This window comes from Saccharothrix syringae (assembly GCF_009498035.1).
Lineage (GTDB): Bacteria > Actinomycetota > Actinomycetes > Mycobacteriales > Pseudonocardiaceae > Actinosynnema > Actinosynnema syringae.
The window spans coordinates 7557583-7583498 of record NZ_CP034550.1 but is presented as its reverse complement, the minus strand read 5'-3'; the positions used below and the strand labels follow the sequence as shown (position 1 = coordinate 7583498).

Annotated in this window: 23 protein-coding genes and 2 pseudogenes; 17 read left to right on the top strand and 8 right to left on the bottom strand. The window is 74.3% G+C overall.

All coding sequences use genetic code 11. The annotated features are described in order from the left end of the window. Positions 1 to 1562: 1562 nt before the first annotated feature. The 14 genes and pseudogenes from EKG83_RS32020 to EKG83_RS31955 all read left to right on the top strand — a co-directional run bounded on the left by EKG83_RS32020 (position 1563) and on the right by EKG83_RS31955 (position 11945). Positions 1563 to 1859, top strand: coding sequence for a hypothetical protein (locus tag EKG83_RS32020; RefSeq protein WP_153278584.1), 297 nt, complete (start codon positions 1563 to 1565; stop codon positions 1857 to 1859). A gap of 26 nt (positions 1860 to 1885) precedes the next feature. Then, on the top strand, positions 1886 to 2320 hold the full coding sequence (locus EKG83_RS32015; RefSeq protein ID WP_033435988.1) for a phage tail protein: 435 nt from the start codon (positions 1886 to 1888) through the stop codon (positions 2318 to 2320). Between the two features lie 19 nt (positions 2321 to 2339). Beyond that, entirely contained in the window at positions 2340 to 3104 is a 765-nt protein-coding gene (locus tag EKG83_RS32010) for a CIS tube protein (protein WP_228122298.1), read from the top strand. Then, positions 3101 to 4798 carry a VgrG-related protein gene (locus EKG83_RS32005; protein ID WP_033435987.1) on the top strand — a complete coding sequence of 566 codons (1698 nt, stop codon included), beginning with the start codon at positions 3101 to 3103 and terminating at the stop codon, positions 4796 to 4798. The genes EKG83_RS32010 and EKG83_RS32005 overlap by 4 nt, the downstream gene beginning before the upstream one ends. A gap of 14 nt (positions 4799 to 4812) precedes the next feature. Further along, positions 4813 to 5127, top strand: a complete 315-nt coding sequence (locus EKG83_RS32000) for a PAAR domain-containing protein (protein WP_033435986.1) — start codon at positions 4813 to 4815, stop codon at positions 5125 to 5127. Beyond that, on the top strand, positions 5124 to 5534 hold the full coding sequence (locus EKG83_RS31995) for a GPW/gp25 family protein (protein ID WP_033435985.1): 411 nt from the start codon (positions 5124 to 5126) through the stop codon (positions 5532 to 5534). Before EKG83_RS32000 ends, EKG83_RS31995 begins: the two co-directional genes overlap by 4 nt. Next, positions 5534 to 7468, top strand: coding sequence for a putative baseplate assembly protein (locus tag EKG83_RS31990; RefSeq protein WP_033435984.1), 1935 nt, complete (start codon positions 5534 to 5536; stop codon positions 7466 to 7468). Before EKG83_RS31995 ends, EKG83_RS31990 begins: the two co-directional genes overlap by 1 nt. After that, the gene (locus EKG83_RS31985; RefSeq protein WP_033435983.1) at positions 7465 to 8019 is read left to right on the top strand and encodes a phage tail protein; all 555 of its coding nucleotides are present in this window, start codon (positions 7465 to 7467) and stop codon (positions 8017 to 8019) included. The genes EKG83_RS31990 and EKG83_RS31985 overlap by 4 nt, the downstream gene beginning before the upstream one ends. After that, a pseudogene (locus tag EKG83_RS31980) lies at positions 8016 to 8087 on the top strand (zinc ribbon domain-containing protein); the annotation flags it as partial. The gene EKG83_RS31985 and the pseudogene EKG83_RS31980, both read left to right, overlap by 4 nt. Before the next feature lie 717 nt (positions 8088 to 8804). Then, positions 8805 to 9590: a zinc ribbon domain-containing protein gene (locus EKG83_RS31975; protein WP_194283103.1), complete on the top strand. Its 786-nt coding sequence runs from the start codon at positions 8805 to 8807 to the stop codon at positions 9588 to 9590. A 29-nt stretch (positions 9591 to 9619) separates the two neighbouring features. Further along, a complete protein-coding gene (locus EKG83_RS31970; RefSeq protein ID WP_033435993.1) occupies positions 9620 to 10687 on the top strand; it encodes an NAD-dependent epimerase/dehydratase family protein in 1068 nt (355 codons plus the stop codon). A 267-nt stretch (positions 10688 to 10954) separates the two neighbouring features. Further along, positions 10955 to 11530, top strand: coding sequence for a helix-turn-helix transcriptional regulator (locus EKG83_RS31965; protein ID WP_211269336.1), 576 nt, complete (start codon positions 10955 to 10957; stop codon positions 11528 to 11530). Position 11531: 1 nt separating this feature from the next. After that, positions 11532 to 11702 carry a hypothetical protein gene (locus tag EKG83_RS31960; RefSeq protein WP_153278583.1) on the top strand — a complete coding sequence of 57 codons (171 nt, stop codon included), beginning with the start codon at positions 11532 to 11534 and terminating at the stop codon, positions 11700 to 11702. A 90-nt stretch (positions 11703 to 11792) separates the two neighbouring features. Then, positions 11793 to 11945: a hypothetical protein gene (locus tag EKG83_RS31955; protein ID WP_153278582.1), complete on the top strand. Its 153-nt coding sequence runs from the start codon at positions 11793 to 11795 to the stop codon at positions 11943 to 11945. 296 nt (positions 11946 to 12241) lie between these two features. On the opposite strand, the gene EKG83_RS31950 is transcribed toward EKG83_RS31955, so the two are convergent. From EKG83_RS31950 to EKG83_RS31925, 6 genes are all read right to left on the bottom strand, one after another. Continuing rightward, a complete protein-coding gene (locus EKG83_RS31950; RefSeq protein ID WP_037330888.1) occupies positions 12242 to 15826 on the bottom strand; it encodes a BTAD domain-containing putative transcriptional regulator in 3585 nt (1194 codons plus the stop codon). A gap of 801 nt (positions 15827 to 16627) precedes the next feature. Continuing rightward, positions 16628 to 17041, bottom strand: coding sequence for a PRC-barrel domain containing protein (locus EKG83_RS31945; protein ID WP_228122297.1), 414 nt, complete (start codon positions 17039 to 17041; stop codon positions 16628 to 16630). 51 nt (positions 17042 to 17092) lie between these two features. Further along, on the bottom strand, positions 17093 to 17728 hold the full coding sequence (locus tag EKG83_RS31940; RefSeq protein WP_033429226.1) for an NUDIX domain-containing protein: 636 nt from the start codon (positions 17726 to 17728) through the stop codon (positions 17093 to 17095). Then, entirely contained in the window at positions 17725 to 18942 is a 1218-nt protein-coding gene (locus EKG83_RS31935) for an adenylosuccinate synthetase (RefSeq protein ID WP_051764972.1), read from the bottom strand. Before EKG83_RS31935 ends, EKG83_RS31940 begins: the two co-directional genes overlap by 4 nt. Further along, positions 18939 to 19919 (bottom strand): hypothetical protein, encoded by a 981-nt coding sequence (locus EKG83_RS31930; RefSeq protein ID WP_033429227.1) that lies wholly within the window; start codon positions 19917 to 19919, stop codon positions 18939 to 18941. The genes EKG83_RS31935 and EKG83_RS31930 overlap by 4 nt, the downstream gene beginning before the upstream one ends. Before the next feature lie 2 nt (positions 19920 to 19921). Then, complete coding sequence (locus EKG83_RS31925) at positions 19922 to 20920, bottom strand: protein kinase family protein (protein WP_033429228.1); 999 nt, start codon at positions 20918 to 20920, stop codon at positions 19922 to 19924. Positions 20921 to 21171: 251 nt separating this feature from the next. On the opposite strand from EKG83_RS31925, the gene ppk2 reads away from it, so the two are divergent. The 3 genes from ppk2 (at position 21172) to argS (ending at position 24894) form a co-directional block, all read left to right on the top strand. Beyond that, entirely contained in the window at positions 21172 to 22146 is a 975-nt protein-coding gene (gene ppk2, locus EKG83_RS31920; RefSeq protein WP_228122296.1) for a polyphosphate kinase 2, read from the top strand. Between the two features lie 368 nt (positions 22147 to 22514). Next, on the top strand, positions 22515 to 24212 hold the full coding sequence (locus EKG83_RS31915) for an alpha-glucosidase (protein WP_033429229.1): 1698 nt from the start codon (positions 22515 to 22517) through the stop codon (positions 24210 to 24212). A gap of 79 nt (positions 24213 to 24291) precedes the next feature. After that, entirely contained in the window at positions 24292 to 24894 is a 603-nt protein-coding gene (gene argS / locus EKG83_RS31910) for an arginine--tRNA ligase domain-containing protein (RefSeq protein WP_033429230.1), read from the top strand. A 41-nt stretch (positions 24895 to 24935) separates the two neighbouring features. On the opposite strand, the gene EKG83_RS49870 is transcribed toward argS, so the two are convergent. Then, positions 24936 to 25280: a transposase gene (locus tag EKG83_RS49870; RefSeq protein ID WP_407690797.1), complete on the bottom strand. Its 345-nt coding sequence runs from the start codon at positions 25278 to 25280 to the stop codon at positions 24936 to 24938. Between the two features lie 284 nt (positions 25281 to 25564). After that, positions 25565 to 25714: pseudogene (locus EKG83_RS49865) on the bottom strand (transposase); the annotation flags it as partial. Positions 25715 to 25916: the final 202 nt, after the last annotated feature.

Sequence of the window (25916 nt, the reverse complement as noted above, 5' to 3'; positions counted from 1 at the left end):
AGCCCTCGCCTGTCCAGCTCCGACCGGTCCGCCCGCCGCTGACGGTCGCCAAGCGGCCGGCGACGCCGGTCCGGTCCCTGCCCGTGGTCGGCGCCGTACCGCCGAAGACGATCGCCCGGGAGCGGCCCTCGGGATCGAGCGCGTCGGCTGCCAAGCGGTCCGCGCCGGTGCTCGGGGAGCCGCTGACGGCGATGCCGCCGACCGCCGGTGCGCCGTCCGGCGCGGAGGGCGGGACACCGGTGTCGCGGTCGACTCCGCCCAAGGATGCCGGACCGGCTCCGGTGGTGCAGCGCGCCGCGGTGGCGAAACCCGAGGCGACGGTTCGCCCCCGCCGAGGTACCGGGATCGGTGAGCCCCTGACGGAGCTACCGGCGACGGCAACCCCGGCGAAGACGGCCCCGGCAAAAGCAGCCTCAGCAAAAGCAGCCCCGGCGAAGGCAGTCCCAGCGAAGGTGCGCCAGTCGACAACTCCGGCGACTCCGGCGCGTGATGTAGCTGTCCAGCGGCAGGCGACTCCGGTGGTCCACGCGGACGCGCCGCAGCCGGTAGCCCCGACCGCCGGCACAACACCAGTGGCAACCCCCCTGGTGCAGCCCGCTGCGGCCGGCACGGCACCGACAGCGGAACGTTCCAGCCATGTGGCCAAGCCCAACCGCGCGCCTGCCCGACCGCCCCGAGAGCGGCTGCCGGTGGTTCCGGTGACCCGCCTGCCGTCGTCGGAACAGGCCACCATCCAACGATCGGCTACCCCTCACACACCTGGGCCTGCTCCCCGAACGGCGGTCCCCGGGGAACCTGTCCTCAAAACGCCCGCCCTCGACACACCCCCCGTCACCGTGGCGAGGATCGCGCCGCAGAGCGAGGCACCTCGCCCGCGAGTGCTCCCCCTGATCCCCCAACGACCCCTCACCACCAACACCGGCACCAACACCGGCACGAGCCTGCCCCAGCCGGTACAGCGCGCAACGACGCGACCCGTGGTGCGCCCGCAGTGGCCGGGTTCCCGGCGGGAGCCCGCCACCCCGGGTACCGCCCCCGGTCCTTCGCCGGCGGACGACCTCCCGGAGCCGGCCCGCTCGCGCGAGGCGTCCCCGAGAGCGCGGTGGTTCCGCCGCTCGGACCCGGCACCGGAAGCCACCACACCGGCCGCGGCAGCAGCAGTACCGGTGTCGTCGTCGATGGCCGTGCAGCGGGCGATCGCTCTCGAACCGGCCTCGACCGCACGCCTCGACAAACGCATCCCCAAGCGCTCCCACCCGCGTGCCCACTCGCCCGCCCACCCGCCTGTCCACTCGCCCGCCCACCCGCCCATCCAGCGGTACACCGACGCCCCACCCAACCCGGCAGCCACCAACAGCCCACCCGCAACCCCGGCCACCAGCGCGACCCCGGTAGTCCGGCCAACCCCACCACGCCCCCTGGACAGCGGCCCGAAGCTCCCCCCGATCGCGCACCCGAACCCCGACGGCGCACCGGAAACCCCCACCTGGGTCCAGCGGTCGACCAGAGCGCCGCAGCCGACCGGCCCGGTCCCGGTGGTGCGCTGGAGGGCCGACGCGACAGTGGTCCAGAGGCGGGAGAACCTGGGTTCGACCCCGCCCCCACCGCAGCCCCCCGCAACAGCCACCTCCCGGGGCACACCCCCACGCCGCCCCACCCCACCCCGGACCAGCGAACCGGCCGAACCGGCCGAACCCGCCCAGCCCACCCGGCCGGCCCAGCCCACCCCTCACCCCACCTCCCAGCCAGACCTCGAAGAACTGGCCCGCAGGCTGCTCGACCCCCTCGGCAGGCTGCTGCGCGCCGAGCTGCGCCAGGGCCGTGAGCGCACCGGCCGACTGCACGACCGCCGCCGCTAGCCGGCCGGCCCGAACGAGGAGCACCCATGAGCGACGACGTCTTCGCCAGCAGCGTCTTCTTCCGGCTCACCATCGCCGACGACGACCTCGGCACGTTCCACACCTGCGAGGGCCTCGGCGCGCAGGTGGAGGTCGAGCAGTACGCCGAGGGCGGCAACAACGGGTTCACCTGGAGCCTGCCCTCCCGCATCACCTGGTCCAACATCACCATGACCCGCCCGGTGACCGGCGACTCGGCCAAGGTCCTCAAGTGGTTCAACGAGGTCATCAAGGAGGCCGACCGGGAGGACGGCGAGATCGTCGCCCTTGCCCCGGACCTGACCCCGATCGTGAGCTGGCAGGTGATGGGCATCATCCCGATCCGCTGGCAGGGCCCCAGCTTCGACCCCAACCAGTCCCAGGCCGCCGTGGAGACGCTGGAGTTCGCCCACGAGGGCCTCCAGGCGTCGGACGACGACTGAGCGGCCCGAGGAGAGGACCGTGGCATCGAAGTTCCAGGCCGGTGCGGCCAAGGCGGGCAAGGCCGCGGCGTCGTACTTCGGCTCCGGCCTCGTCAAGGCGCAGCTGGTGATCATGGAACCGCCCGCCAGGAGCGGCGCCAAGCCGGGCGGGCGGCTGGCCACGGTCAAGTTCCAGTTCAACCCCAACCGGCTCGCGCTGAGCAAGAGCGTGGAGTGGCGGCGCAAGCCGGCGCGGATGGCGGGTCAGGCGTCGCTGCCGGAGTTCGTCGGCAGCGGCCCGCGGTCGCTGAGCGTGGACGTGTTCCTGGACGCGACCTCCGAGCACGACAACTCCGTGGAGCAGCGGGTGGAGAAGCTGATGACCGCGTGCGTGCCCACGAAGGCCAGCCTGGCGAAGAAGAAGCCCGCGAGCCCGTGGGTGCGCTTCGAGTGGGGCACCGCCAAGTCGGTGTCCTTCGACGGCGTGCTGTCCAGCCTGTCGGTGGACTACTCGCTGTTCGACGTGGACGGCAAGCCGCTGCGCGCCACCTGCTCGCTGTCCATCGAGGAGGCGGGGGTCGGCACGCCCGGCCAGAACCCGACCTCCGGTTCGCGCGAGGCCCGGCGCACGCACCGCGTGGTCGCCGGGGACAGCCTGCCGCAGCTCGCGTGGCGGGAGTACGGCGACGCCACCGCGTGGCGGGTCATCGCCGAGGCCAACGACATCGACGACCCCATGGTCCTGGTGCCCGGCACGGAGCTGCTGGTGCCGGGCGTGGCGGTGGAACCGGGAGGGGACCGATGACCCAGGTGGGCGCGACGGGCGACAACACCGCCGCCGGTGCGGTGATCAAGATCAACGACGTCGAGCTGGTCAAGCAGGCCGACCAGCTCGTGCGCTGCGTGGTGGACGAGAACGTCGGCCTGCCCGACAGCGCCGTGCTGGTCTACTCCGACGAGTACAACGAGCTGCTGGAGGACACCGGCACCACGATCGGCAGCAGGGTGGAGGTGGCGCTGGCCGCGTCGGGCGTGACCGCCACCGAGACGGTGTTCACCGGCGAGGTCACCGCCCTGGAGCTGGACCGCGACGGCACCGGCTCGTACACCGTGGTCCGGGCGACGAGCCGGGCGCACCGGCTGATGCGGGGCCGCAAGGTGCAGGCGTTCCGGAACATGGGCGCCGCCGCCGTCGTGCGCAAGGTCGCGGCGGGCGCCGGGCTGACCGTGGGCCGGCTCGACGTCTCCGGCGTCACCTACCGGCACCTGAGCCAGGCGGGCGTGTCGGACTGGGACTTCCTCCAGTCGCTGGCCCTGGAGCACGACGCCGTGGTCCGGGTCGACGAGCGGGGCCGGCTGGAGTTCGTCAAGCTCACGCCCGCGAGCAAGGCACCCGCCCCGAAGGCCGCGGACGACCCGCACGTGCTGGAGTTCGGGGAGAACACCGTCGCCCTGCGCGCCGTGCTGACCACCGCGGACCAGGCCAACGGCGTCGAGGTGCGCAGCTGGGACGTGGCCACCAAGAAGGCGCTGGTGGCGGTGCAGGCCAACACCCCGAGCAAGACCGTCCGGCCGGGGCTGGCCGCGAGCCGGGCCAACGGCGCCTTCCCCACCAAGGCGCCCCTGCTGGTCACCGACACGCCGTACGCCACGCAGGCCGAGGCGACCCGCGCGGCGCGGTCGCTGGAGGCGTCCACCAGCGCGGGCTTCGGCGAGCTGGAGGCGGTGGCCAACGGCAACCCCACGCTGCGCGCGGGCGACCCGGTGACGCTGACCAACTCCGGCCGGGACTTCGACGGCAAGTACACCGTGACCGGGGCGCGCCACGTGCTGGAGCCCGAGACCGGCTACTACACCACGCTGACCATCAGCGCGTCCTACGACCGCTCGCTGGCGGGCCTGGTCGCCGGCGGCAGCGCGCCCGCCCGCAGCCCCCGGATGCCCGGCCTGGCCACCGGCATCGTCACCGACATCAAGGAGGTCGGCGGCCAGCGCGGCTGGGTGCGGCTGAAGTTCCCGTGGCTGGACGACAAGTACGTCACCGACTGGGTGCGCACCGTGCAGTGGGGCGGCGCGGGCGGCGGAGGGGTGTTCAGCCCCGAGGTCGACGACGAGGTGCTGGTCGGGTTCGAGCAGGGCAGCCTGGACCGCCCCTACGTGATCGGCGGCCTCTACAACGGCGTGGACAAGCCGTCGGCGCACGACCTGCCGCTGGTGGACGGCAGGCGCGGCAAGGTCAACCGCCGCTCGCTGGTCTCGCGCTCGGGCAACCGGCTGGAGCTGCTGGACGGCACGGCCCGCTCGGGCGTCCGGCTGGCCTCGGGCGACGAGCGGCTGGAGGTCGTGCTCGACGAGAAGCGCAACAAGATCGACCTGTTCGTGCGCGGGCCGCAGGGCAGGGGCGTGCTCAGCTCGGTGTCGCTGAGCCAGTCCGGCATCACCATCGACGCCGGCAGGGGCGTGCTCACGCTCAAGGGCACCCTCATCAAGCTCAACTGACAGGAGGACGCGACATGCCACCCGCTGCGCGACAAGGTGACAAGACGCTCCACGGCGGCGTCATCGGCCCACCGCTGAACCCGCTGTCGGCGGCCCGGGTGGCCACCGTGCTGATCCAGGGCAAACCCGCCGCGACGATCAACTGCGTGCACGTGTGCGCGGTGGTGCCGCACAACGTGGTGCCCAACATCATCCTGGTCACGCCCGCCATCGCGCGCCGGGGCGTGCTCATCGGCGGCCTGCCCGCCGCCACCGTCATGGACGAGACCAGCTGCAAGGCCAAGCTGGTGCCACTGCCGGGCACCGTGCTCATCGGGGGGCCGGTGTGAGCGTCGACTTCATCGGCCGCGGCTGGGGCTTCCCGCTGCGCACCGGCCCCACCGGCGGCATCGGCATGGTCGACCGCGACCGGGAGGTCCAGGAGGCCATCCGGCTCATCCTGGGCACCGCGCCCGGTGAGCGGCCGATGCGCCCGGAGTTCGGCTGCGGCATCCACGACCTGGTGTTCGCCTCCGCGGACGGTGCCACCGCCGGGCACGTGGCGCGCGAGGTGCGCGCCGCGCTGGACCGGTGGGAGCCGCGCATCGAGGTCACCGACGTGGTCGTGGCGTTCGACTCGGTCGACGTCGGCACCCTCTACATCGACGTCCGCTACACCCTCAAGACCACCAACGACCAGCGCAACCTGGTCTTCCCGTTCTACACGATCCCGTCGGAGGAAGGGGAGGCCGACTGATGGCGATACCCGCGCCCAACCTGGACGACCGGCGCTTCCAGCAGTTCGTGGACGAGGCCAAGCGCTACGTCCAGCAGAGCTGCCCGGAGTGGACGGACCACAACGTGTCCGACCCCGGCGTCACCCTCATCGAGACCTTCGCGCACATGGTCGACCAGCTCGTGTACCGGTTGAACCGGGTGCCGGAGAAGAACTACCTGGCGTTCCTGGACCTGCTGGGCGTGCGCCTGTTCCCGCCCTCGGCGGCCCGCGCGCGGGTGACGTTCTGGCTGTCCGCGCCGCAGGCGGAGACCGTGCCGCTGCCCGCGGGCACCGAGGTCGCGACGCCGGCCGCCGAGTCGGTCGAGCCCGCGGTGTTCGCGACCAGCCGCGAGCTGCCGATCGTGCCCTGCGAGCTGGCGCGGCTGGTCACCCGGTCCGCACCGGGCGAGCACGCCGACCGCACCCGCGACCTGGAGTCGGGCAAGGACGTGCCGTGCTTCCAGGCGACGCCCGCGGTCGGTGACGCGACCCTGTTCGGCCTGACCAACGCCGTGCCGGACTGCGTGGTCGTGCTGCGGCTGGAGAGCCGCGTCGAGGGCGTCGGCGTGGACCCCCGGCAGCCGCCGCTGGTGTGGGAGGCGTGGACCGGCGCGGACTGGGTCGCCTGCGAGGTCGACGAGGACGGCACCGGCGGGCTCAACCGGCCCGGCGAGGTCGTGCTGCACGTCCCGGGCGGGCACACCGCGTCCGTGGTCGCCGGCCACCGGGCGGGCTGGCTGCGCTGCCGGGTCACCGAGCCGGTGCCCGGCCAGCCGTTCTACGCCGAGTCGCCGACCGTCCGCGAGGCCGAGGCTTACACCATCGGCGGCACCACCACCGCCGAGCACGCCGAGACCGAGGTGGACGTGCCGCTGGGCGAGTCCGCCGGGGTGCCGGGCCAGCGGTTCACCGTGCCCGTGGCGCCGGTGCTGCTCGACGGTGACCCGGTGGTCGTGCAGGTCTCCGCGGGCGAGGGCTGGGAGGACTGGCGCGTGGTCGACGACTTCGGCGCGTCCGGCCCCGACGACCGGCACGTGGTGCTGGACGCCGCGAGCGGCGAGTTCCTGTTCCCGCCGGCGGTGCGCGAGGCGGACGGCACGCTGCGCCGCTACGGCGCCGTGCCGCCCAAGGGCGCGGTGCTGCGGGTGCCGCGCTACCGCACCGGCGGCGGCCGGGCGGGCAACGTGGCGCGCGGCGCCATCTCGGTGCTGCGCAGCTCCGTGCCGTACGTGTCGTCGGTGGAGAACCGCGAGGCCGCGACCGGCGGCGTGGACGCGGAGACGGTGGCCGAGGCCAAGCTGCGCGCCCCCAACCAGCTGCGCGTGCAGGACCGCGCGGTCACCGCCGAGGACCACGAGCTGATCGCCCGGCAGGCCGCGCCGTCGCTGGCCAGGGTGCGCTGCCTGCCGGTGGACGGCGAGGTGGGCGCGGCGCGGGTGCTGGTGGTGCCCGACGCGGTGGCCGACGAGGGCGACCGGCTGCGGTTCGAGCAGCTCGTGCCGGGCGAGGAGGTGCTGGCCGCGGTCGCCGAGAGGTTGGACGCGCGCCGCCTGCTCGGCACCCGCCTGGTCGTGGAGCCGCCGCGCTACCAGGGCATCACCGTGGTGGCCAGGCTGACCGCGGCCGACGCCAACCGGGTGCGCGAGGACGCGCTGGACGCGCTGTACCGGTACCTCAACCCGCTGCGCGGCGGCCCGGCGGGCGACGGCTGGGGGTTCGGCAGGCCGGTGCAGTTCGGCGAGGTGTTCTCGGTGCTCCAGGCGGTGCCCGGGGTGCTGCTGGTCGACGAGATCCGGATGTTCCCGGCCAACCCCATCACCGGGGCCCGCGGCGCGCCCGTGGACCGGTTGGAGGTCGCCCCCAACGCGCTGGTGTTCTCGCACCAGCACCAGGTCGCGGTGGGTGCCCCGTGAGCCGGGTGGCGGTGCCGGAGCTGCCCAGCAGGCACCCGCTGGGCGGGATGCTGCCCGCCCTGTACGCGGCGGACGACTTCGCGCAGCGGTTCACCTCGGGGTTGGACGCGGTGCTGTCGGTGGTGTTGTCCACTTTGGACAACCTGCCGGCGTACCTGGACCCGCTGCTGGCGCCGGAGGACTTCTTGGCGTGGCTGTCGTCGTGGGTGGCGGCCGACGTGGACCCGGCGTGGCCGGAGGGCCTGCGCCGGGCCCTGGTGCGGCGGGCCGTCGAGCTGCACCGCCGGCGCGGGACGGTGCGGGGGTTGGTGGAGCGGCTGGAGCTGGCGCTGGGGGTGCGGGCGGAGGTGGTCGACGGGGGCGGGGTGAGCTGGTCTGGGTCGCCCGACAGCCCGCTGCCCGGGGGCGGTGGTGACGTGGTCGTGGTGCGGGTGTGGTCGGGGGAGGTCGAGCGGGAGCGGGTCGAGCTGCTGGTCGAGGCGTTGTGCCCGGTGCACGTGAGGTGCGTGGTCGAGGTGCTGGACGGGCCGCCCGCGCGTGAAGGGGGATGACCGTGCGCACTTGTCCGCAGTGTGGTGCGTCCGTTCGGGATGACGATGACTTTTGCGGCAACTGCGGGACTTACCTGGGGTGGGCCGCGGCGGCGGGAGCGGGGAAGGGGGCTGGTGCGCGGACGGCCGATGCGCGGATCACGGATACCCCCGGCTCCAGCCCCGGCGCAGGCTCCAGCCCCGCCCTGGGGCAAAGCCCCGGCTCTGCCCCGGGCCAAAGCCCTGGCTCCGGTTCTGGCTCCGCCTCCGCCCTGGGTCAAAGTCCCGGCTCCGCCCCGGGCCAAAGCCCTGGCTCCGGTTCTGGCTCCGCCTCCGCCCTGGGCCAAAGCCCCGCCCCCACCCCGGGCCAAAGCCGCGGCTCCAGTTCTGGCCCAGCCCTCGGCCTCGGCCCGGCTCCCAGCACCGGCCCGGGCCCGGGCCGGGGTCAGAGCCAAGGCCCCGGCCCCGGCCCAGCCGCCGGCGCCGGCCTTGGCTCCAGCGCGGGCCGGGAGCCGGGCGGCGGCCTCGGGCCAGAGCCGGACTCCGGCCCGGACCCCGCTCTCGACACCGCCCCCACCCCGGCTCCCAACGCCGCCGCGGACCCCACCGCAGCCCCCGCCGCGGACCCAGACCCGGCCCCCCAAGTAAGGGCCACCACCCCACCGGGCCTGTGGGCGAGGTGGCGGGCCTGGGTCAGGTCCCGCTTCGGCAAGCCCGAGACCACCCCACCCCCGTCACCCACCCACCCCACGACCACCGGCAGCGGCGAGGCGGCAAAGGCCCGCTCCGCCGCCGGCTCGACCGCGGTGGTCGCCCCGGGCGCCTCGGAGGTCGTGCTGGGCCCGGTGCCACCCGGCCGCCCGGAGGCCAGGCGCCCGCTGCCCACCACCGCCGCCGACCTGAGCGTGGTCGGCCCGCCCTGCCCCAACTGCGGCACCACCAACCCGCCGGGCCGCCGGTTCTGCCGCCGCTGCGCCACCCCGCTGGCCCCCACCACCCCGGGCCCCGCCACCGCGCGCCCTCACCGGTTCCGCCGCCGCGGCGACACCTCCCGGTGGCTGCGCCGGCTGGCCGCGCTGCTCGTGGTCGTCGCGCTGGTGGTCGCGGGCATCCTGTTCCACCCGAAGGCCCTGGAGCTGTTCGAGGACCTGCGCGACCGCCTGGCCACCCCCGCGCCCGTCGCACCCGCGACCACCGCGGCCACCGCCGAGGCACCGGACCACCCCGCCGCCGCGGCCGCGGACGGGTTGTCGAACCGGTACTGGGGCGCGCCGGCCGTGGGCGACGCGGTGGAGTTCACCTTCGCCACCCCGGTGCGGCTGCTGTCGGTGATCGTGCACGCGGGCGCGTCGGCGCAGCCCGAGGAGTTCGCCGCCGAGGCCAGGCCGACGGCCCTGGACATGGTGGTGACCAGCGCCGACGGCACCACCCGCACGATCCCGATCACCTTGGCCGACCAGCCCGGGCCCCAGCGCACCGACACCGGCGTCAGCGACGTCGTGCGCGTGCGCCTCGTGGTCAAGGCGGCCGCGGGGCTGGGGCCCGGCAGGTACATCGCGCTCGGAGAGGTCGAGTTCTTCCGCCGCCCGTGACGCGTGGCGGCGTCGAGAGGGGAGTGCACGTGGACATCGCAGTGGTGACCGGCTCGGCCGGGCTGATCGGGGGCGCGGCCGTGCGGCGGTTCGCACCGTCGTTCGACCTGGTCGTCGGCATCGACAACGGGATGAGGCAGGAGTTCTTCGGCCCGGCCGGGTCGGTGGCCCGCGGCCTGGCCGAGGCCGAGCGCGTCCCCAACTACCGCCACCACCGGGTGGACGTGCGCGACCAGGGCGCGGTGGACGCGGTGCTGCGCACCTGGGGCCCGGACGTCCGACTGGTGGTGCACGCGGCCGGGCAGCCGAGCCGCGTGTGGGCCGAGGGGCAGCCGCTGACCGACTTCGGCGTCAACGCCCTGGGCGCGGTCACCGTGCTGGACTCGGTCCGGCGGCACTGCCGCGACGCGGTGTTCGCGCTGGTCTCCACGGCCAAGGTCTACGGGGACGTGCCCGACGCGCTGCCCCTGGTGGAGACCGCGACCCGGTGGGAGCTGGACCCGGCCCACCCGTTCCACGAGCACGGCGTGGACGAGTCGATCCGGCTGGACCGGGCCGACCGCACGTTCCTCGGGGTGTCGAAGCTGGCCGCCGACCTGGCCGCGCAGGAGCACGGCCGCCAGTTGGGCATGAAGGTCGGCGTGTTCCGGTGCGGCAGCGTCACCGGCACCGGGCAGGCGGGCGTGCAGGCGCACGGGTTCGTGTCGCACCTCGTGCGCACCGCCGTGCGCGGCGCGCCCTACCGGATCCTCGGGCACGGCGGCAAGCAGGTGCGCGACGTGCTGGACGCGCGCGACCTCGTGGAGGCCCTGTGGCACTTCTACCTGGCCCCGAAGCCCGGCGCGGTCTACCACCTGGGCGGCGGGCGGGCGCGCAGCGCGTCGGTGCTGGAGCTGATCGCCCGCTACGAGCACCTGACCGGCCGGGAGGTGGTGTTCGACTACTCGCCGCGGGCGCGGTTCGCCGACCCCCGGTGGTGGATCAGCGACACCCGCGCGTTCCGCCGCGACCACCCGGGCTGGTCGCCCGCCCACGACCTCGACGACGTCCTGCTGGCGCTGCACCGCCACTGGGGCGGCGTGGAGGTCGCTGCCTGATCGGGACGTTCCGGCGTGCGCGGCGGGCCGAAGTGTGGTCAACTACGGTCGGAGCCCTTGACCAGGCGATCTGCCTCGGTGTTGAGTGCTGGCCGACGCCGCCTCCCCGGACCTCTACACGCCTCCACGCGCCGTGGAGAGGTTTTGTAGACGGGTTTGAGAGCCCGTGAAGTCGCCCCTCCCAGACTCGGATTCGGGGAACCGGATCTGTGGGAGGCAGTGGTGGAACGAGTTCGGGTCGTGGTCCAGGCTACGGATCACCTGAGCATGGCCGGCCTGACCAGCTACCTCAGTTCGAAGGCCGAGGCGGTGCTCCTGGACTGGGAGCAGCGGGCGCGGGCGGACGTGGTCGTGGTGGCCGTCGACCGGATCGGCCCGGAGGTGCTCAACGCCCTGCGGCGCATCGCGGGGGAGATCGGGGCACCGGTGGTGCTGGTGCTCGACGAGGTCGGGGAGAAGGACGTGCTGGCCGCGGTGGAGTGCCGGGTGGTGGCCATCCTGCCCCGCTCCGCGGCGACCGGCGAACGGGTGCTGCGCAGCGTCCTGGCCGCCGCCTCGGGCGGTGGCGTGATGCCGCCGAGCCTGGTGGCGGAACTGCTCAAGCACGTGGAGCGGTTGCAGCGGGAGCTGGTGTCGCCGAACGCGGGCGTGCCCAAGCTGACCCCGCGCGAGGCGGACGTGCTGCGGTTGATGGCGGACGGTCTGGACACCGCCGAGATCGCCAGCCGGCTGTGCTACTCCGAGCGCACGATCAAGAACGTCTTCTACGGGTTGACCACCCGGCTCAACCTGCGCAACCGGCCGCACGCGGTCGCGTACGCCCTGAGGAAGGGGATGATCTGACGTGGACGAGACAGCGGTGGCCGCCCGGGACCGCGCCCGGTTGAGGCGCGTGGTCGACCTGGCGCGGCGCGGGTTGCGCGGTCGGGCGGGGGCGGTCGGTCGCCGGTCGGAGTCGGGCTGGGTGATGTCGGCCGACGGTGTGATCGGCGCGCCCGGCGCGGGCGAGGAGTAGTGCCCGGTGGCCGTCCGGGGACGGGACGGCGGCCGGGGTGCGAGCGGTGATGTCGGGCCGGTAGTGAAGTCGGTGGCGAACGTGGGTTCGGTGGGCGCTGTGGTCGTCGGTGCTGGGGGTACCGGCGAGGGCGACCGGGACAGCCGGGCCGTGGGCGAGGCGTTCGAGTACCGGCCGGCCAGGGGGGCCACCCCGCCCGACCCGCTCAAGCCACCCGCGTTCCGGACCGCTCGGGCCACCTGAGGTTCGGACCGCTTCGAACACCCGGGTTTCCACTCGCTCGGACCAGCGGGGGTTTCGACCGCCGCGCGTGCCGCTCCGCCGGAACAGCCGGGGTCATCCCGCCGCGCGTGCCGCTCCGCCGGAACAGCCGGGGTCATCCCGCCGCGCGTGCCGCTCCGCCGGAACAGCCGGGGTCATCCCGCCGCGCGTGCCGCTCCGCCGGAACAACCGGGGTCATCCCGCCGCGCGTGCCGCTCCGCCGGAACAACCGGGGTCACCCCACCGCGCGTGCCGCTCCGCTCGACCACTCCGAGCTCTCAAGCCACCTGGCAGTACCGCGTCCCGACCCGCCGCGCGTCCCACGCCGCGCCGAGGCCCCGGTAGACCGCCAACGCCTCCCGCGCCGCCACGTCGGCCGCGCCGCACTCACCCCTCCCGGTCAGCAGCGCGACGGCGTCCTCCAACGCCTCCGCCAGCTCCACGGGCCTGCCGACCTCCCGGTACCGCGCCGCCGCGTCGAGCACCGGTCCCGGGTCGCGCTCCACCAGCCCCCGGCACCGCAGCGCCGCCGCGCCCGCCCCGGCGGGCACCCGTTCCCGCCGCGCCTCCGCCTCGGCCAGCCCGACCGCGCGCCCCACCACGTCCTCGTCGCCCACCAGCAGCGCCAACCGCGTCAACGCGGGCAGCCACCGGTGACCGGGCACCACCGGGTCGGGCGCGAGCACCCGGCCCAGCGCGGCGAGCGCCTCCGGCAGCCGCCCGGCGCGTTCGGCCAGCACGGCCTCGGCCGCGGCGAGGAAGTCGGACGGCCCGGTCGCGGCGCGGACGTGCCGCAGCGCCACCTCCACCCGGTCCTGGCGGGCCGCGACGAGCGCGGCGACGTCGTGCGCGGGCGGTGTCGGCCCGCGGTCGCGCGGCCAAGCGGACGGCACCTGCTCCCGGTGGGCGCCCACCCGGTCGAGCACGGCCGCCCACCGACCCCGCCAGTAGTCCTGCGCCGCGGCGGCCGGGTGGGGTCCCGCCAGGCGCAGCAGGCCGTCGGCCTCGTCCAGGCGGTCGAGGTGCTGGAGCGTGGTCACCCGGTCGCCCACCAGGTCCGCCTGCACCTCGGGGCCGACCGCCGTGGTCAGGGCCTGCTCGACCTGCCACAGGGCCCGGCGGTGGTCGCGGCGCGCGGTGGCCGCCCGCCACAGGCCGCGCCGGGCCTGCGCCCTGGCGAAGTCGTCGCGCACCTCCTCCGCCCGCCGCAGCGCGTCCCGCCCGGCCTCCTCGGCCTCGTCCCCGCTCAGCACGGTCGCCGACAACGCCGCCAGCCGCGCCCGCCACACCGGGGGCGTGCCGCCGTCCGCGACCGCCGCCCGCAGCACCTCCGCGGCCTCGGCCGCGCGGCCCCCCTGGTGGTAGGTGGCCGCGAGGACCCAGCGCAGCTCCGCCACCGGTTCGGGGTCGTCGACCCGGGCCAGCGCGTACCGGGCGTCGGCCTCGGCCGGGCGACCGAGCCGGAACACCAGGCGGGCCAGGCGGGCGGCGAGCCGCGCCCGGTCGTCCGCGGGCAGGTCCGGCTGCCCGATCGCGGTCCGCAGCAGCGCCACCGCCAGGTCGGGTTCGCGCACCGCGACGCCCTCGGCGTTGGCCACCAGCCAGTCCACCACCCACGGCCCGGGCGAGGCCGGCCCGGCGGCGAGCTGCCGCGCCACCAGCTCGACCGGCGACCCCGCCGCGGCCAGGGACCGGGCGGCCTGCCGGTGCAGCGCGGCCCGCACCGCGGCCGGGATGCCGTGGTAGAGGGCCTGGTGCACCAGCGGGTGCCGGAAGGCGAACTCGGCGCCGTCCTCGACCAGCACCCCGGCGGCCGTCGCCTCCTCCACGGCCACCACCAGCTCCGACACCGGGCGACCCGCCACCACCGCCGCGTCACCGGGCGCGAACCCGCCGCCCAGCAGCGCCGCCCGGCGCAGCAGGTCCAGCGTCTCCGCGGACAGGAACGCCAACCGCCTGCTCAGCGCGGTCACCAGCGACGGCAGCACGTCGCCGTCGGTCAGGTCGGCCTCGGCCACGCCGTCGCGGAACTCGACGGCGTTCTCGCGCAGCAGCGCGTCGACCACTTCCCGGACGTAGAGCGGGTTGCCGCCCGCGCACTCGCTCACGCTGACCAGGCTCGCCCCCGGCACGGCGCCCACCAGCTCGGTCACCAGCGCGCTGACCTCGTGCTCCACCAGCGGCCCCAGCGACACCAGGGTCCCGGCCTCCACGACCGCGCGCCGCACCCGCGTCAGGTCCAACCGGTGCGGCACCGGGCACGCCGCCGCGACCAGCAGCAGCGGCAGGCGGTGCGACAGGCGCAGCAGGCGGTGCCACAGCAGCACGCTCGCCTCGTCGGCCCAGTGGAAGTCGTCCAGCGCGAGGACCAGCGGAGCCTCCGCGCACAGCTCGAAGACCAGCTCCAGCAGCTCGTCGATGGCCGCGAGCACGGGGTCGAGGGCGGTGGGGGAGTCGGCGGGGACCGCCAGCGCCCGGGCCGGGCCGACGCGGCGCTGGTCGGGCGAGGACAGCGACACGTCGAGGGCGTCGAACACCACCTGGAGGGGGAAGCGCCCGCCCAGCTCGTCGGCCGACGCCCGGGCGACGCGGCAGCCCGCGGCCTCGGCGCCTTCGAGGCCGGCGGCCAGCAGCGTCGACTTGCCGATGCCGGGCTCGCCCTCCAGCCACACGCTGCCGCCCTGACCGCCGGCCAGCTCGCGCACGGCGTCGCGCAGCAGGGCGAGTTCTTCGCGCCGGCCGACGAAGGCCATCGCGGCGGTGGGGAAGTCGGGTGGTGCGGTGAACTGCGGCTGGTCGGTGGGTGCGAGGTGGTCGCTGGGTGCGGGGTGGTCGGTGGGCGCGGCGTGGTCGGTGGGTGCGAGCCGGTCGGTGGGCCTGGGGTGGTCGGTGGGCCTGGGGTGGTCGGTGGAGGCGAATCGGTCGGTAGGCGCGGACTGGCTGGTGGGCGCGGGTCGGGCGGTGGACGGGGGTCGGGCGTTGAACCCGGGTGCCGCATCGACCCCGGGCCTGCCCCCGGACCGGGGCGTCGCGTTGGCCCAAGGCGCCCCGTTGGCCCAGGGCGACCCGTTCGCGGACCCGGCAGGCGTGGTCGGCTCCCCGGCCAGCACCCGGCGGTGGACCTCGCGCAGCACGTGACCGGGCTCGATGCCCAATTCGGTCGCCAGCACGTGCCGGGCGTCGCGGAACACCTCCAACGCCTCGGCCTGCCGACCCGCCTGGTGCAGCGCGGTCATCAGCAGCGCCCGCAACCCCTCCCGCAACGGGTGCTCGACCACCAGCCCAGCCAGCTCGGCCACCACGTCGGCGTACCCGCCCAGCGCCAACGCCAGCTCGGCCCGCCGCTCCACGGCCACCAGCCGCAACTCGTGCAACCGCGCCCGCTGCGCCTCGGCGAACGGCCCCGGCACCCCCGCCAGCGCCTCACCGGCCCACAGCGCCAGCGCCGCGTCCAACTCCTCCACCGCACGCGCCGGATCGCGCCGCGCCAACACCTCGGCCCGCTCGCGGTGGGCGTCGAAGCGGTGGACGTCGAGGGAGTCGGGGTCCAGCCGGAGCGCGTAACCGGCCCCGGTGGAGACCAGCAGCCCCCCGGCGGCCCGCTTCGACCGCCCCGGCTCCAGCACCTGCCGCAGGCCGGAGACGTAGGTGTAGAGGCTCGCCCCGGCGCTCGCGGGCGGTGCGTCGCCCCACACGCCGTCGACCAGCTCGTCCCGGGAGACCGCCTCGTTGGCGCGCAAAGCCAGGAGCGTGAACACCGCACGGCGGCGCGCGGTGCCGATGTCGACCTCGACGCCGTCCCGCCACACCCGCACCGGGCCGAGCAGCCGGACCACCGGCGAAGCGACGGTGCTCGTCGACATCGAGACACCCCTCATGTGGTAACCGAATCCGAACGGCGTGCTTTGGCCCTCGGTATTCGGTCACGCTATCACGGTATCCATACCCTGAGAATGCTCATAAAACGCCGGGTGGTCCGGTGTTTTTGCTGGTCGGGTAAAAGCTAACACTGATCGGTCCAGGTCCGGCGGGGGTTGGAGGGGGCGCGAAAAAGTTTCGTTAATTCCCCCTGGAGGGGAATCGGTAGGACGACCGGGTGACGCGGTGCGAGTGTTGCTCGCGAATGTAAAACAAATAGCCGGGGCCTGCGCCTGCCGCAGGAATGCGGGATTCCGGGCCGTCGACCCGGCAGGACCACCTTCACCGACCCCGCCTCTGGTCGGCCCGCTCTGGCCCCGCCCAACCCCCGCTCGCCTTCACCCAGTCCCAGCCCAGCCCCGCCCAACTAAACCCAGCCCAGCCTGGCTCAGCCCGACTCAACCCATCCCAACTCGGCCTCGCCCAGCCCGGCCTCGCCCAGCCACCTGGCCCAGTCCAGCCCAGCCCGGCCCCGCCCCGCCCCGCCCCGCCAGCCCAGCCCCGCCCCGCCAGCCCAGCCCCGCCCCGCCAGCCCAGCCCGGCCCCGCCCCGCCAGCCCGGCCCCGCCCCGGCGGCCTGGCCCCGCTCGGCCCGGCCTGCCTTGCCCACCTGCCTTGCCCGCCCGCCTCGTCCGGCCCTGCCCCGACCTCGCTCACCCCCGCCCCACCCAGCCCCCCACAAACCCCGACCGCCTCCGCCCCCAGTCGTCACCCGGGGAGCGAAGGCGGTCAGCCAGGTTCCCCAGGTCAGGGCGCCGTGCGGTAGCTCTCCGTGTAGTACTCCCCCAACCGGGCCCGGAACTCGTCGGCGTCGAAGTCCGCGTCGTACTCGGGAGCGTTCTTCACCTGCTCCCGCGTCCGGTCGACGTGCACCCTCCGCTCCCCGTGGTCGATCCCGGCCACCGCCCCCACCGGTAGCACCACCTGGTGGCTGGTCAACCACGTCCCGGTGTCCACCAGCAGGCAGTCGGCGGGCACCCGGGCGTTGGCGTCGTCCACCTTCCCGATCCGCCCGTCGACCGCCTCCACCTCGTACCCGACCAACCCCACGTCGGGCCGGTCGTGGTCCACGACGGCCTCGTTGCGGTTGTCGAACAACGCCACCGCGTCGCGCCACATCCACGGGGCGAACGGGAACGGGTGCGGCTGCATCGCAGTCATGGTCGTCCTCCTCTGTCAGCGACAGCGGGGGAGTACCCATTCGAGTGACGACTATGAGGTCCAGCGCCACACGGAGGGTGGCCGACCGCCCTTGGGCAGCGCCGCCGCGTGCTGGGCCGTCCGCGCCAGCCCCGGCAGGCGCTCCATGATCCGCCCCAGGTTGGCCGGGTACGGCCGGTCGCCGGTCAGGGACTCGGTGACGTCCAGGGCCTGCGCGGTGGTGAACTCTCGCCCGAGCAGCCCCGCGGTGAACGCCACGTCGCGCCACAGCCGGTCGGCCAGCAGCGGCCGGCAGTCGGCCACGATGCGGTCGTGGTCGAACGCCAGCGGCGGCACGTCGGCCAGCGGGGGCCACGTCGCGGCACCGCCGGCCAGCCGGGCCGGGTCGACGGTGGCCCACAGGGCGATCGACAGGGTCGGGCCGCGCGGGTCGCGGGACGGCTCGTCGAACGTGGTGAGCTGCCCGGACGCGGTGATCGCCTCCTCCGGCGCGCCGAGCTTGTCGCGCACGGCGCGCCGGGCGGCCTCCCGCAACCGCTCGCCCTTGCCCAGCAGCACGCCGGGCAGGGCGAGCGCGCCCGCGAACGGCTCGAAGGCGCGCGGTGCGACGCCGAGCAGCACGGTGCGCGCGGTCGGGTCGAAGCGCAGGGTCAGCACGTCCACCGACACCGGGGTCGACTCGATCATGCCCCGATTGTCGCGCAGGTCCGGACCGCGCGGTCGGGGCCGTGCCCGGTAGCCAGGACCGCGTGGTCCGCGCGGTCGGGGCCGTACCCCGTCACCAGCACCGGGTGGCGCCGGGCGAACCAGTCCAGCGGGTCCGGCATGTCTTCGGGCGGCGCGCCACGAGACGTCACCACCTTCAGCCCGGTCGCGTCGAGGTGTGTCACCGCCAGCCCGTCGACCCCGCCGCACAGCGCCACGGCGCGCTCCAGCAGCACCGCGTCCAGGTGCCCGGCCCGCCACGCGCCCTGGTAGCGGCCGGTGGCGTTGTGCCGCTCCGGGAACCGGGCGGCCACCGCCGGGTCCTCGGTGGGCAGCGGCCCGGCGCCGTGCCGGGTCTGGTAGGTCCGGGTCACGCCCAGCACGGTCGCCGGGCGGCCGCGCAGCAGCTCGCGCGCGTTGGCCGGGGTGGTGGTGGACCACGTGGTGTGCGGGTGGAAGCCGTGGTGCTGGTCGAGCCACACGCCCTGCGCGCCCTCGAACACCAGGCGCCCGCGCCCGGCCAGCCTGCCCACCTCGTCGCCGCGGGTGATCCGGACCGCGTCGGCGAAGTCGCGGTAGAGCGAGACCAGCTCGGCCACCGACGTGCCCGCGCCGATCAGCGGCTCGTAGAACCGGGCCAGCGCGTCGAGCTTGCGGCGCAGCGCCGCGGGGTCCGCGCAGTCGCCGACCCGCGGCGCCGCGCCCGGCGTGCCGACGACCTCCTGGTGCTCCACGACGTCACCCGGCCGGGCGCCCGCCAGCAGCGAGTACCACACCGTCTCGCCGATGCCCTTGCCGCACGAGCCGTGCCGGGCGTCGCCGCGGGCGTCCTCCCGGGCGCGGTTGGCCCGCACGTGCAGCGGGGTGGTCAGCAGCGCGCCCGCGTCGACCGACAGCAGCCCCAGCGGGTCGCGCACGCCCAGCGCGGCCAGCTCCCGCGACTCGGCGGCCAGGGCGATCGGCTCGACCAGCACGTGCCGCGACAGGTGGGTCGGCACGCCCGCGAGCGTGCCGGACCCGAACTGGCTGAACGTGTGGTGCCGACCGCCCGCGACCACGTTGTGCGCGGCCTGCGCGCCGCCGTTGAAGCGGACGACCGACGCCACCGGCGGGCCGTCGTGGCACAGCGCGTCGACCACCGACCCCTTGCCCTCGTCGCCGAACCCGAGGCCGACGACGATCACGTGCCCGTTCACCGCAGCGTCACGTCGTCGGGGCCGTCGAGCGCCGGGGGAGCCGCCGACTTCGCCAGGGTGCCCGCGCCGACGCCCACCAGCGCCTTGCCGACCGACTCGCTCTCCGCGGCCGACCCGACCTCGGCCAGGTCCACCATCGCCTGGTCCAGGTCGACCACGCGCTCCTCCAGGCCGATGGTCGCGGCGATCAGCTCGCACACCGCGCCCGGGTCGTCGAGCTTGAGGAAGCGCTGGCCCAGGATGCCGCGCCAGTGGTCCGCGATCTCGGGGTCGTTGTAGTACGCCGACTGGTTGGGCAGCACGAAGTGCACGTGCCAGCGGCGCTCCAGCTCCCGGTAGACCGACACGGGGTCGATGTCCTGCCGGACGTCGTCGCCGATGACCCGCCGGACGTGCTTCGCCTCCAGCCGCGGCTTGTTCAGCTCGTCGCCGATGAGGAACAGGTAGCCCTTGCGGCCGCGCTTCCGCCACGCGTCGGTGACCACGTGCCGGGCGACGAAGTAGGCGGCCAGCTCGTAGGACTCGCTCTTCTGCCCGCCGCCGTTGCCCTCCAGGAAGATGGTGCGCAGCTGCTCGTCCATCCGGTTGTCCGACTCGAACTGCCCGACCTGGAGCGGCACGCGGTCGCTGTCGGCGTCACCGATGCCGCCGAACATCAGCTGCGGGTCGGCGAGGTAGCCCTTGCGCTGGATCAGGCCGTGCAGCTTGCCGAGCTTGCGCTGCATGACCTTGGGCACCGAGCCCATCGAGCCGGTCACGTCGAACAGCACCGCGATCGGGGTGGAGTCGGCGTGCTCGGCCGAGTCGCGGCACTCGCGCGCCACCACGCCCTTCGGGTCCATCGAGGGGTCGGCCCGCCACTCGTGCCGGGGCCGGTTGCGGACCGCGGCGGTGTAGCCGAAGTCGTCGATGCCCTTCGCGGCGCGGAAGGTCCGGGCCGCCGCGTAGGCGTTGTCGTCCCACTTGCCGTGTCCCATGGTCAGGCTCCCGTCGGTAGGGCGAACGGGCGGAAGGTCCGCTCGCCGTAGAGGTCTTCGATCAGGTCGTCGTACTCGGTGAGCAGGTCGACGGCGTCCGGTCGCCGCTCGGGGTCGTCCTGCGTGCACCAGCGGGCGAAGGTGCGCTGGCGGGTCTCGTCGTCGGCCAGCACCTCCAGCATCAGCGCGTGCGCCATGTGGACGTCGGTCGCCGCGGTGACCGGTCGTCCGCCGTGGACCTCCGGCGGGTAGGCGATGGCCTTGCTGGTGGCCTGCGGCAGCTGCCCGTCCTCCACGGCGAAGGACCAGCCGGCCAGCACGACGCCGTGCTGCTCCGGGTGCACCAGGACGTTCTCGGCGACGATCGCGCCGTGCACCAGGCCGGCCCGGTGCGCGCCCGCGATCGCCCGCAGCAGCCTGCGGTGCATCCACGCCCAGTCGCGCCCGTCCAGGCCGCGCGGGAACGCCCGCCGCACGTCCGCCAGCGTCACGAACCCGTCCACCAGGGGTTCGAGCACGGTGAACGCGCGCTCGCCGCGGGCCACCTCGCCGGAGCGGTCGACCAGGCGCGGGTAGTAGGGGCGCAGCCAGCGGTGCGCGCGGGTGAAGCGGTCGAGGGCGTCCAGGGCGGCCCACTCGCCGTGCAGCAGCGGGTTGAGCGCCGGGTTGCGCACCACCTTGACCACGTGCGGGCCGTCGGTGCGGTAGACGTTCGCGACGCTGCCCACCGCGTGGAGGTCGGTGACCCGGTAGGCCGCCCGGGGCGTGCGCAGCTCGACGGACGTGCCGCGCCGCCACTCGTCGTGCAGGCGGGTCAGCTCGGCCGAGGCGGCGTGCGCCCTGGTGTCCGCCGGGCCCACCCGGTCCGGGTGCAGCACCGCGGCCAGCGCCCGGTACCGCCGCCGGACCTCGTGCCGCCGGGCGGGGTCGACCGGGCCGAACAGGTCGGCCGCCGAGCGTGCCCGCTCGACGAGGTCGAGGGCTTCCTGCCTGGTGAACATGGTTTGAGTCTATATGACTCAAACCGGCGGGCGGGAAGGGGTTTTCCTGTGGCCCGGGTCACGTGCCCCGGGTGTGCCTCCCGCGCCCTTCGGCTCCTCGGGGGCGGCGGAGCGCAGCCGGACTCGCGCCCGCCCTGCCTCGCGCCTGCCCTGCCCTGCGCCGCCCACCTCTGCGTCGCACCCGGCCCGTGCTGCGGTTTGTCACCATTTGTGACCGTTTGTCGAGCCGTGGGCACGGGTACGCGAGGTGCGTGAACAACGCGCTGGACATCTCCGAGAGGTTCCCCGACCTCAACGTCAACGACCTGGTGGTGGACTACGAGGACGGCGACGACCCGGTGCTGCGCCGCCCGGACGGCTCGCTCGTGGACACCTGGCGCGAGAACTACCCGTACCCGGAGCGGATGACGCGCGAGGAGTACGACCTGTCCAAGCGCCTCCTCCAGATCGAGCTGCTGAAGCTCCAGTACTGGATCAAGGACACCGGCGGCCGGATGGTCATCGTGTTCGAGGGCCGGGACGCGGCGGGCAAGGGCGGCACGATCAAGCGTTTCACCGAGCACCTGAACCCGCGCGGCGCGCGGGTGGTGGCGCTGGGCAAGCCGACCGACCGCGAGCAGGGCGAGTGGTACTTCCAGCGGTACGTCAACCACCTGCCCACGGCCGGGGAGGTCGTGCTGTTCGACCGGTCCTGGTACAACCGCGCCGGCGTCGAGCGGGTCATGGGGTACTGCACCGACGAGCAGTACGAGCGGTTCATGCGGCAGGCGCCGACGTTCGAGAAGATGCTGGTGGACGACGGCATCCTGCTGGTCAAGCTGTGGTTCTCGGTGTCGCGGGCCGAGCAGCGGACGCGGTTCCTCATCCGGCAGGTCGACCCGGTCCGGCAGTGGAAGCTGAGCCCGAACGACATCAAGTCGCTGGACCGGTGGGACGCCTACACCGAGGCGAAGGTGGCGATGTTCCGGGCGACCGACACCGAGGCCGCGCCGTGGACGGTGGTCAAGAGCAACGACAAGAAGCGGGCCCGGATCGAGGCGATGCGCAGCGTGCTGGCCCGCGTCGACTACGCCGAGAAGGACCTGGAGGTCGTCGGCGAGCCCGACTCGAAGGTGGTCGGCCCGGCCGCGACGCTGCTGGAGGAGGGGGAGGACGAGTCCTCGCTCAGCCCAACACCCCTCGCGCCCGCCGACGACCCCGACCACGGGCCGGGTGTGCACCCCTGACCGCGGGCCGGACGCGCACCCCCGAACCGATCCGCACGCCCGCGCCGCACTCCGCCCCACCTCGCTGCGCCCCACCCCACCCCACTCCGCCTTGCCCCCGGCTCGCCACACCCCACCCCACTCCGCCCGTCCCCGGCTCGCCCCGCCGCGCCTCCCACCGGCCCTGCCCCACGCCGCCGCCCTGCCCCGCCCAGCCCCACCTCCAGCCCTCTCGCCCTCCCCTCACGCCCTGAACATCCACCCAACCCCGCAGCGACCAAGCGCAGCAGAGCTGTCGGGGTGAGCCCGGCCGGCTAGGCTGTCAACGAGAGCACCGCCGCTACCCACCTCAACAGTCCACATCGGACACGACCACGCGAAGGACACCGATGCCGCAGGAGCCCAAGTGGTGGCAGTCCGCCGTCGTCTACCAGATCTACCCGCGCAGCTTCGCGGATTCCGACGGCGACGGGATCGGTGACCTCAACGGCATCACCGCACGCCTGGACCACCTGGAACAACTCGGCGTCGACGTCATCTGGCTCTCCCCGGTCTACGCCTCGCCCCAGGCGGACAACGGCTACGACATCTCCGACTACCAGGCGATCGACCCCGCGTTCGGCACCCTCGCCGACTTCGACGCCCTGCTGGCCCAGGTGCACGCCCGGGGCATGAAGCTGGTCATGGACCTGGTGGTCAACCACACCTCCGACCAGCACGCCTGGTTCCGGGAGTCCCGCTCCTCCACGGCCTCCCCGAAGCGCGACTGGTACTGGTGGCGCCCGCCGAGGGAGGGCTTCGCCGCCGGTGAGCCGGGCGCGGAGCCGACGAACTGGGAATCGTTCTTCTCCGGCCCGGCCTGGACGCTCGACGAGACCACGGGTGAGTACTACCTGCACCTGTTCGACCGCCGCCAACCGGACCTCAACTGGGAGAACCCCGAGGTCAGGCAGGCCGTCTACGAGATGATGCGGTGGTGGCTGGACCGGGGCGTCGACGGGTTCCGGATGGACGTGATCAACCTGATCGCCAAGGACCCGGCCCTGCCCGACGGCGCGATCACCGGCACCGGTGGCCTGGGCGACGGCTACCCGCACTACGGCACCCGCCCGCGCGTGCACGACTTCCTCCAGGAGATGCACCGCGAGGTGTTCGACGGGCGCGACGGCCTGCTCACCGTCGGCGAGATGCCCGGCGTGACGTGGGAGCAGGCGAGGCTGTTCACCGACCCGGCCCGCCGCGAGGTGGACATGGTGTTCCAGTTCGAGCACGTCTCCCTCGACCACGGCCCCGGCGGCAAGTTCGACCCCCGGCCGCTGGACCTGCGCGCCCTCAAGGCATCGCTGGGCCGCTGGCAGACCGCGCTGGCCGAGGTCGGCTGGAACAGCCTCTACTGGAACAACCACGACCAGCCGCGCGTGGTCTCCCGCTACGGCGACGACGGCGAGTGGTGGCGCGAGTCGGCCACCGCCCTGGGCACCGTGCTGCACCTGCACCGCGGCACGCCCTACGTCTACCAGGGCGAGGAGCTGGGCATGACCAACGCGCCCTTCGCCTCCGTCGACGACCTGCGGGACGTCGAATCCCTCAACCACTACCGCGAGGCCGTCACCGGCGGCGCCGACCCCGAGGTGGTCCTGGCCGGCCTGCGCGCCATGGGCCGCGACAACGCCCGGACGCCCGTGCAGTGGGACGCGGGCCCGCACGCCGGCTTCACCACCGGGCAGCCGTGGCTGCCGGTCAACCCCAACCACACCTGGCTCAACGCCGCGGCCCAGCGCGACGACCCGCGCTCGGTGTTCCACCACTACCGGCGGCTGGTCGAGCTGCGCCACACCCGGCCCGTGGTGGCGCGCGGCGACTTCCGGATGCTGCTCGCCGACCACCCGCGCCTGTACTGCTACGAGCGCACCCTGGACGACGCCCGGCTGCTCGTGCTGGCCAACCTGGGTGCCGGCGAGGAGGTCGTCGACCTGGAACCGGGGTGGGCCGCCGACCACGTCGTGCTGGCCAACACCGAGCGGGTGCGGGTGGCGGACGGGCGGGCGCTGCTGGGGCCGTGGGAGGCGCTGGTGCTGGAGCGGTAGGCCGGCGCAAACCCGTTCGCCCCGCCCACCCCCACCGGTCCACGATCGCCGGATCGTTGCCGACGTGGAGGTAAGACCGGTGCCGGGTGGGGATGTCGGGCTGGAGCTCGGCCTGCGGGTGGCCAGGGCGCTCAAGGCGGCGCTGGACGTGGGGATCACCCAGGTCGAGGCGCTGATCCGACCCTCCGCGCCCGGTCGCGGCGCCGACTACCGGTGCAACGTCGCCATGGGCTCGGCCAAGCGGCTCGGCCGCGCGCCGCGCGAGGTGGCCGGACCGGGGTTCGTCAACTTCACCCTGCGGCGCGCCTGGCTGGAGGAGCGCACCGCGGCACTGCTCGACGACCCGCGGCTGGGCGTGCCGACCACCGACGCCCCGCGCCGGTTCGCGGTGAACTACGGCGGCCCGAACGTGGCCAAGGAGATGCATGTCGGCCACCTGCGGTCGTCGATCATCGGTGACGCGGTGGTGCGGCTGCTGGAGTTCCAGGGCCACGAGGTGCTGCGGCACAACCACCTCGGCGACTGGGGCACGCCCTTCGGGATGCCCTGTCAAGCACGCGAACGTGGGACCCGTCCCACCTCCAGAGTGGAAGTTGGGAGTCACGAGCGCAACCTAGCAGCGGTGACGCGGGCCCGTACACCGGGGACGCGTCCCACACACGTCACCCGGCACGGTCACTGATCCTCACGCCGTTTGGCGGAGTCGGGTTACTGGAGTTCAGGCTACTGGAGCGATCCTGGCGTGTCGGAGTTCGTACTCGATCGGTGTGAGCATGCCGAGTGCGGTGTGGCGTCGACGGCGGTTGTCGACGACAGAAGCCCGGATTCCTTGGCACACTTGGTGAAAGTCCATGACGTGAACTGGACTCCGTGGTCGTAGTGGATCACCGTGTCCGACAGCGGAGACCGGTTCGAGATGGCCATGCCGAGCGCGTTGGTGGCCAGGGCGGCGGTCTGGCTGGAGTCGATCGGCCACCCGACGACGCGGCGGGAGTGCACGTCGAGCACGACCGCGCAGTACACCTTTCCTTCACGGGTGGGGTGTTCGGTGATGTCGGTGACCCACAGCCGGCCCGGCGCGGCGCGGGCGAAGTCGCGGTCGACCAGGTCCGCCGCGGTGGGCGTGTCGTGTTTCGGGCGTGGCCGACGTCGGTTGGGCAGCCCTTTGATTGGCGTTGCGGCGCATGAGAAGCGCGACGGTGTTGTGCCCGACGGTGATCCCGCGGCGAGGGAGCGCGGCCTCGCCAGTCGTAGTAGCCGGATTCCGACACTCCGAGCACGCGGCAGGCGAGTTGGATCGACCGACGCGCGGCGACCAACTCGGCGTTGTCGGTGCTGGTGGTACCGGGCACCTGGCCGGTGTCGACGAGCTCCTGGCGGCGCCAGGCGTAGGTGGTCTGGTCGCTGATGTCGAGGTCCGCCGCGACCTGGGCGACACGGCGGCCGGACGCGACCAGGTCGAGCACTTTGCGTCGGAACTCGGGTGGGTACCGCTTGGGCATCGTGGGCTGTGCTCCGGGCTACCGCGGAACCCCAGGTATGCACCGGGCACCACAACCGGTAGCACGAGGCAGCCATGGTGGCGGAACCACTGCCGATTCACCGCCCCGAAAAGCCACACGCGACGGTCCGTCCTCGGTGGGCACCCCTTGGCGATCGGGGTCCGGAACGCGCGCCCCGCGTCACGACGGACCGGGCGCCCGT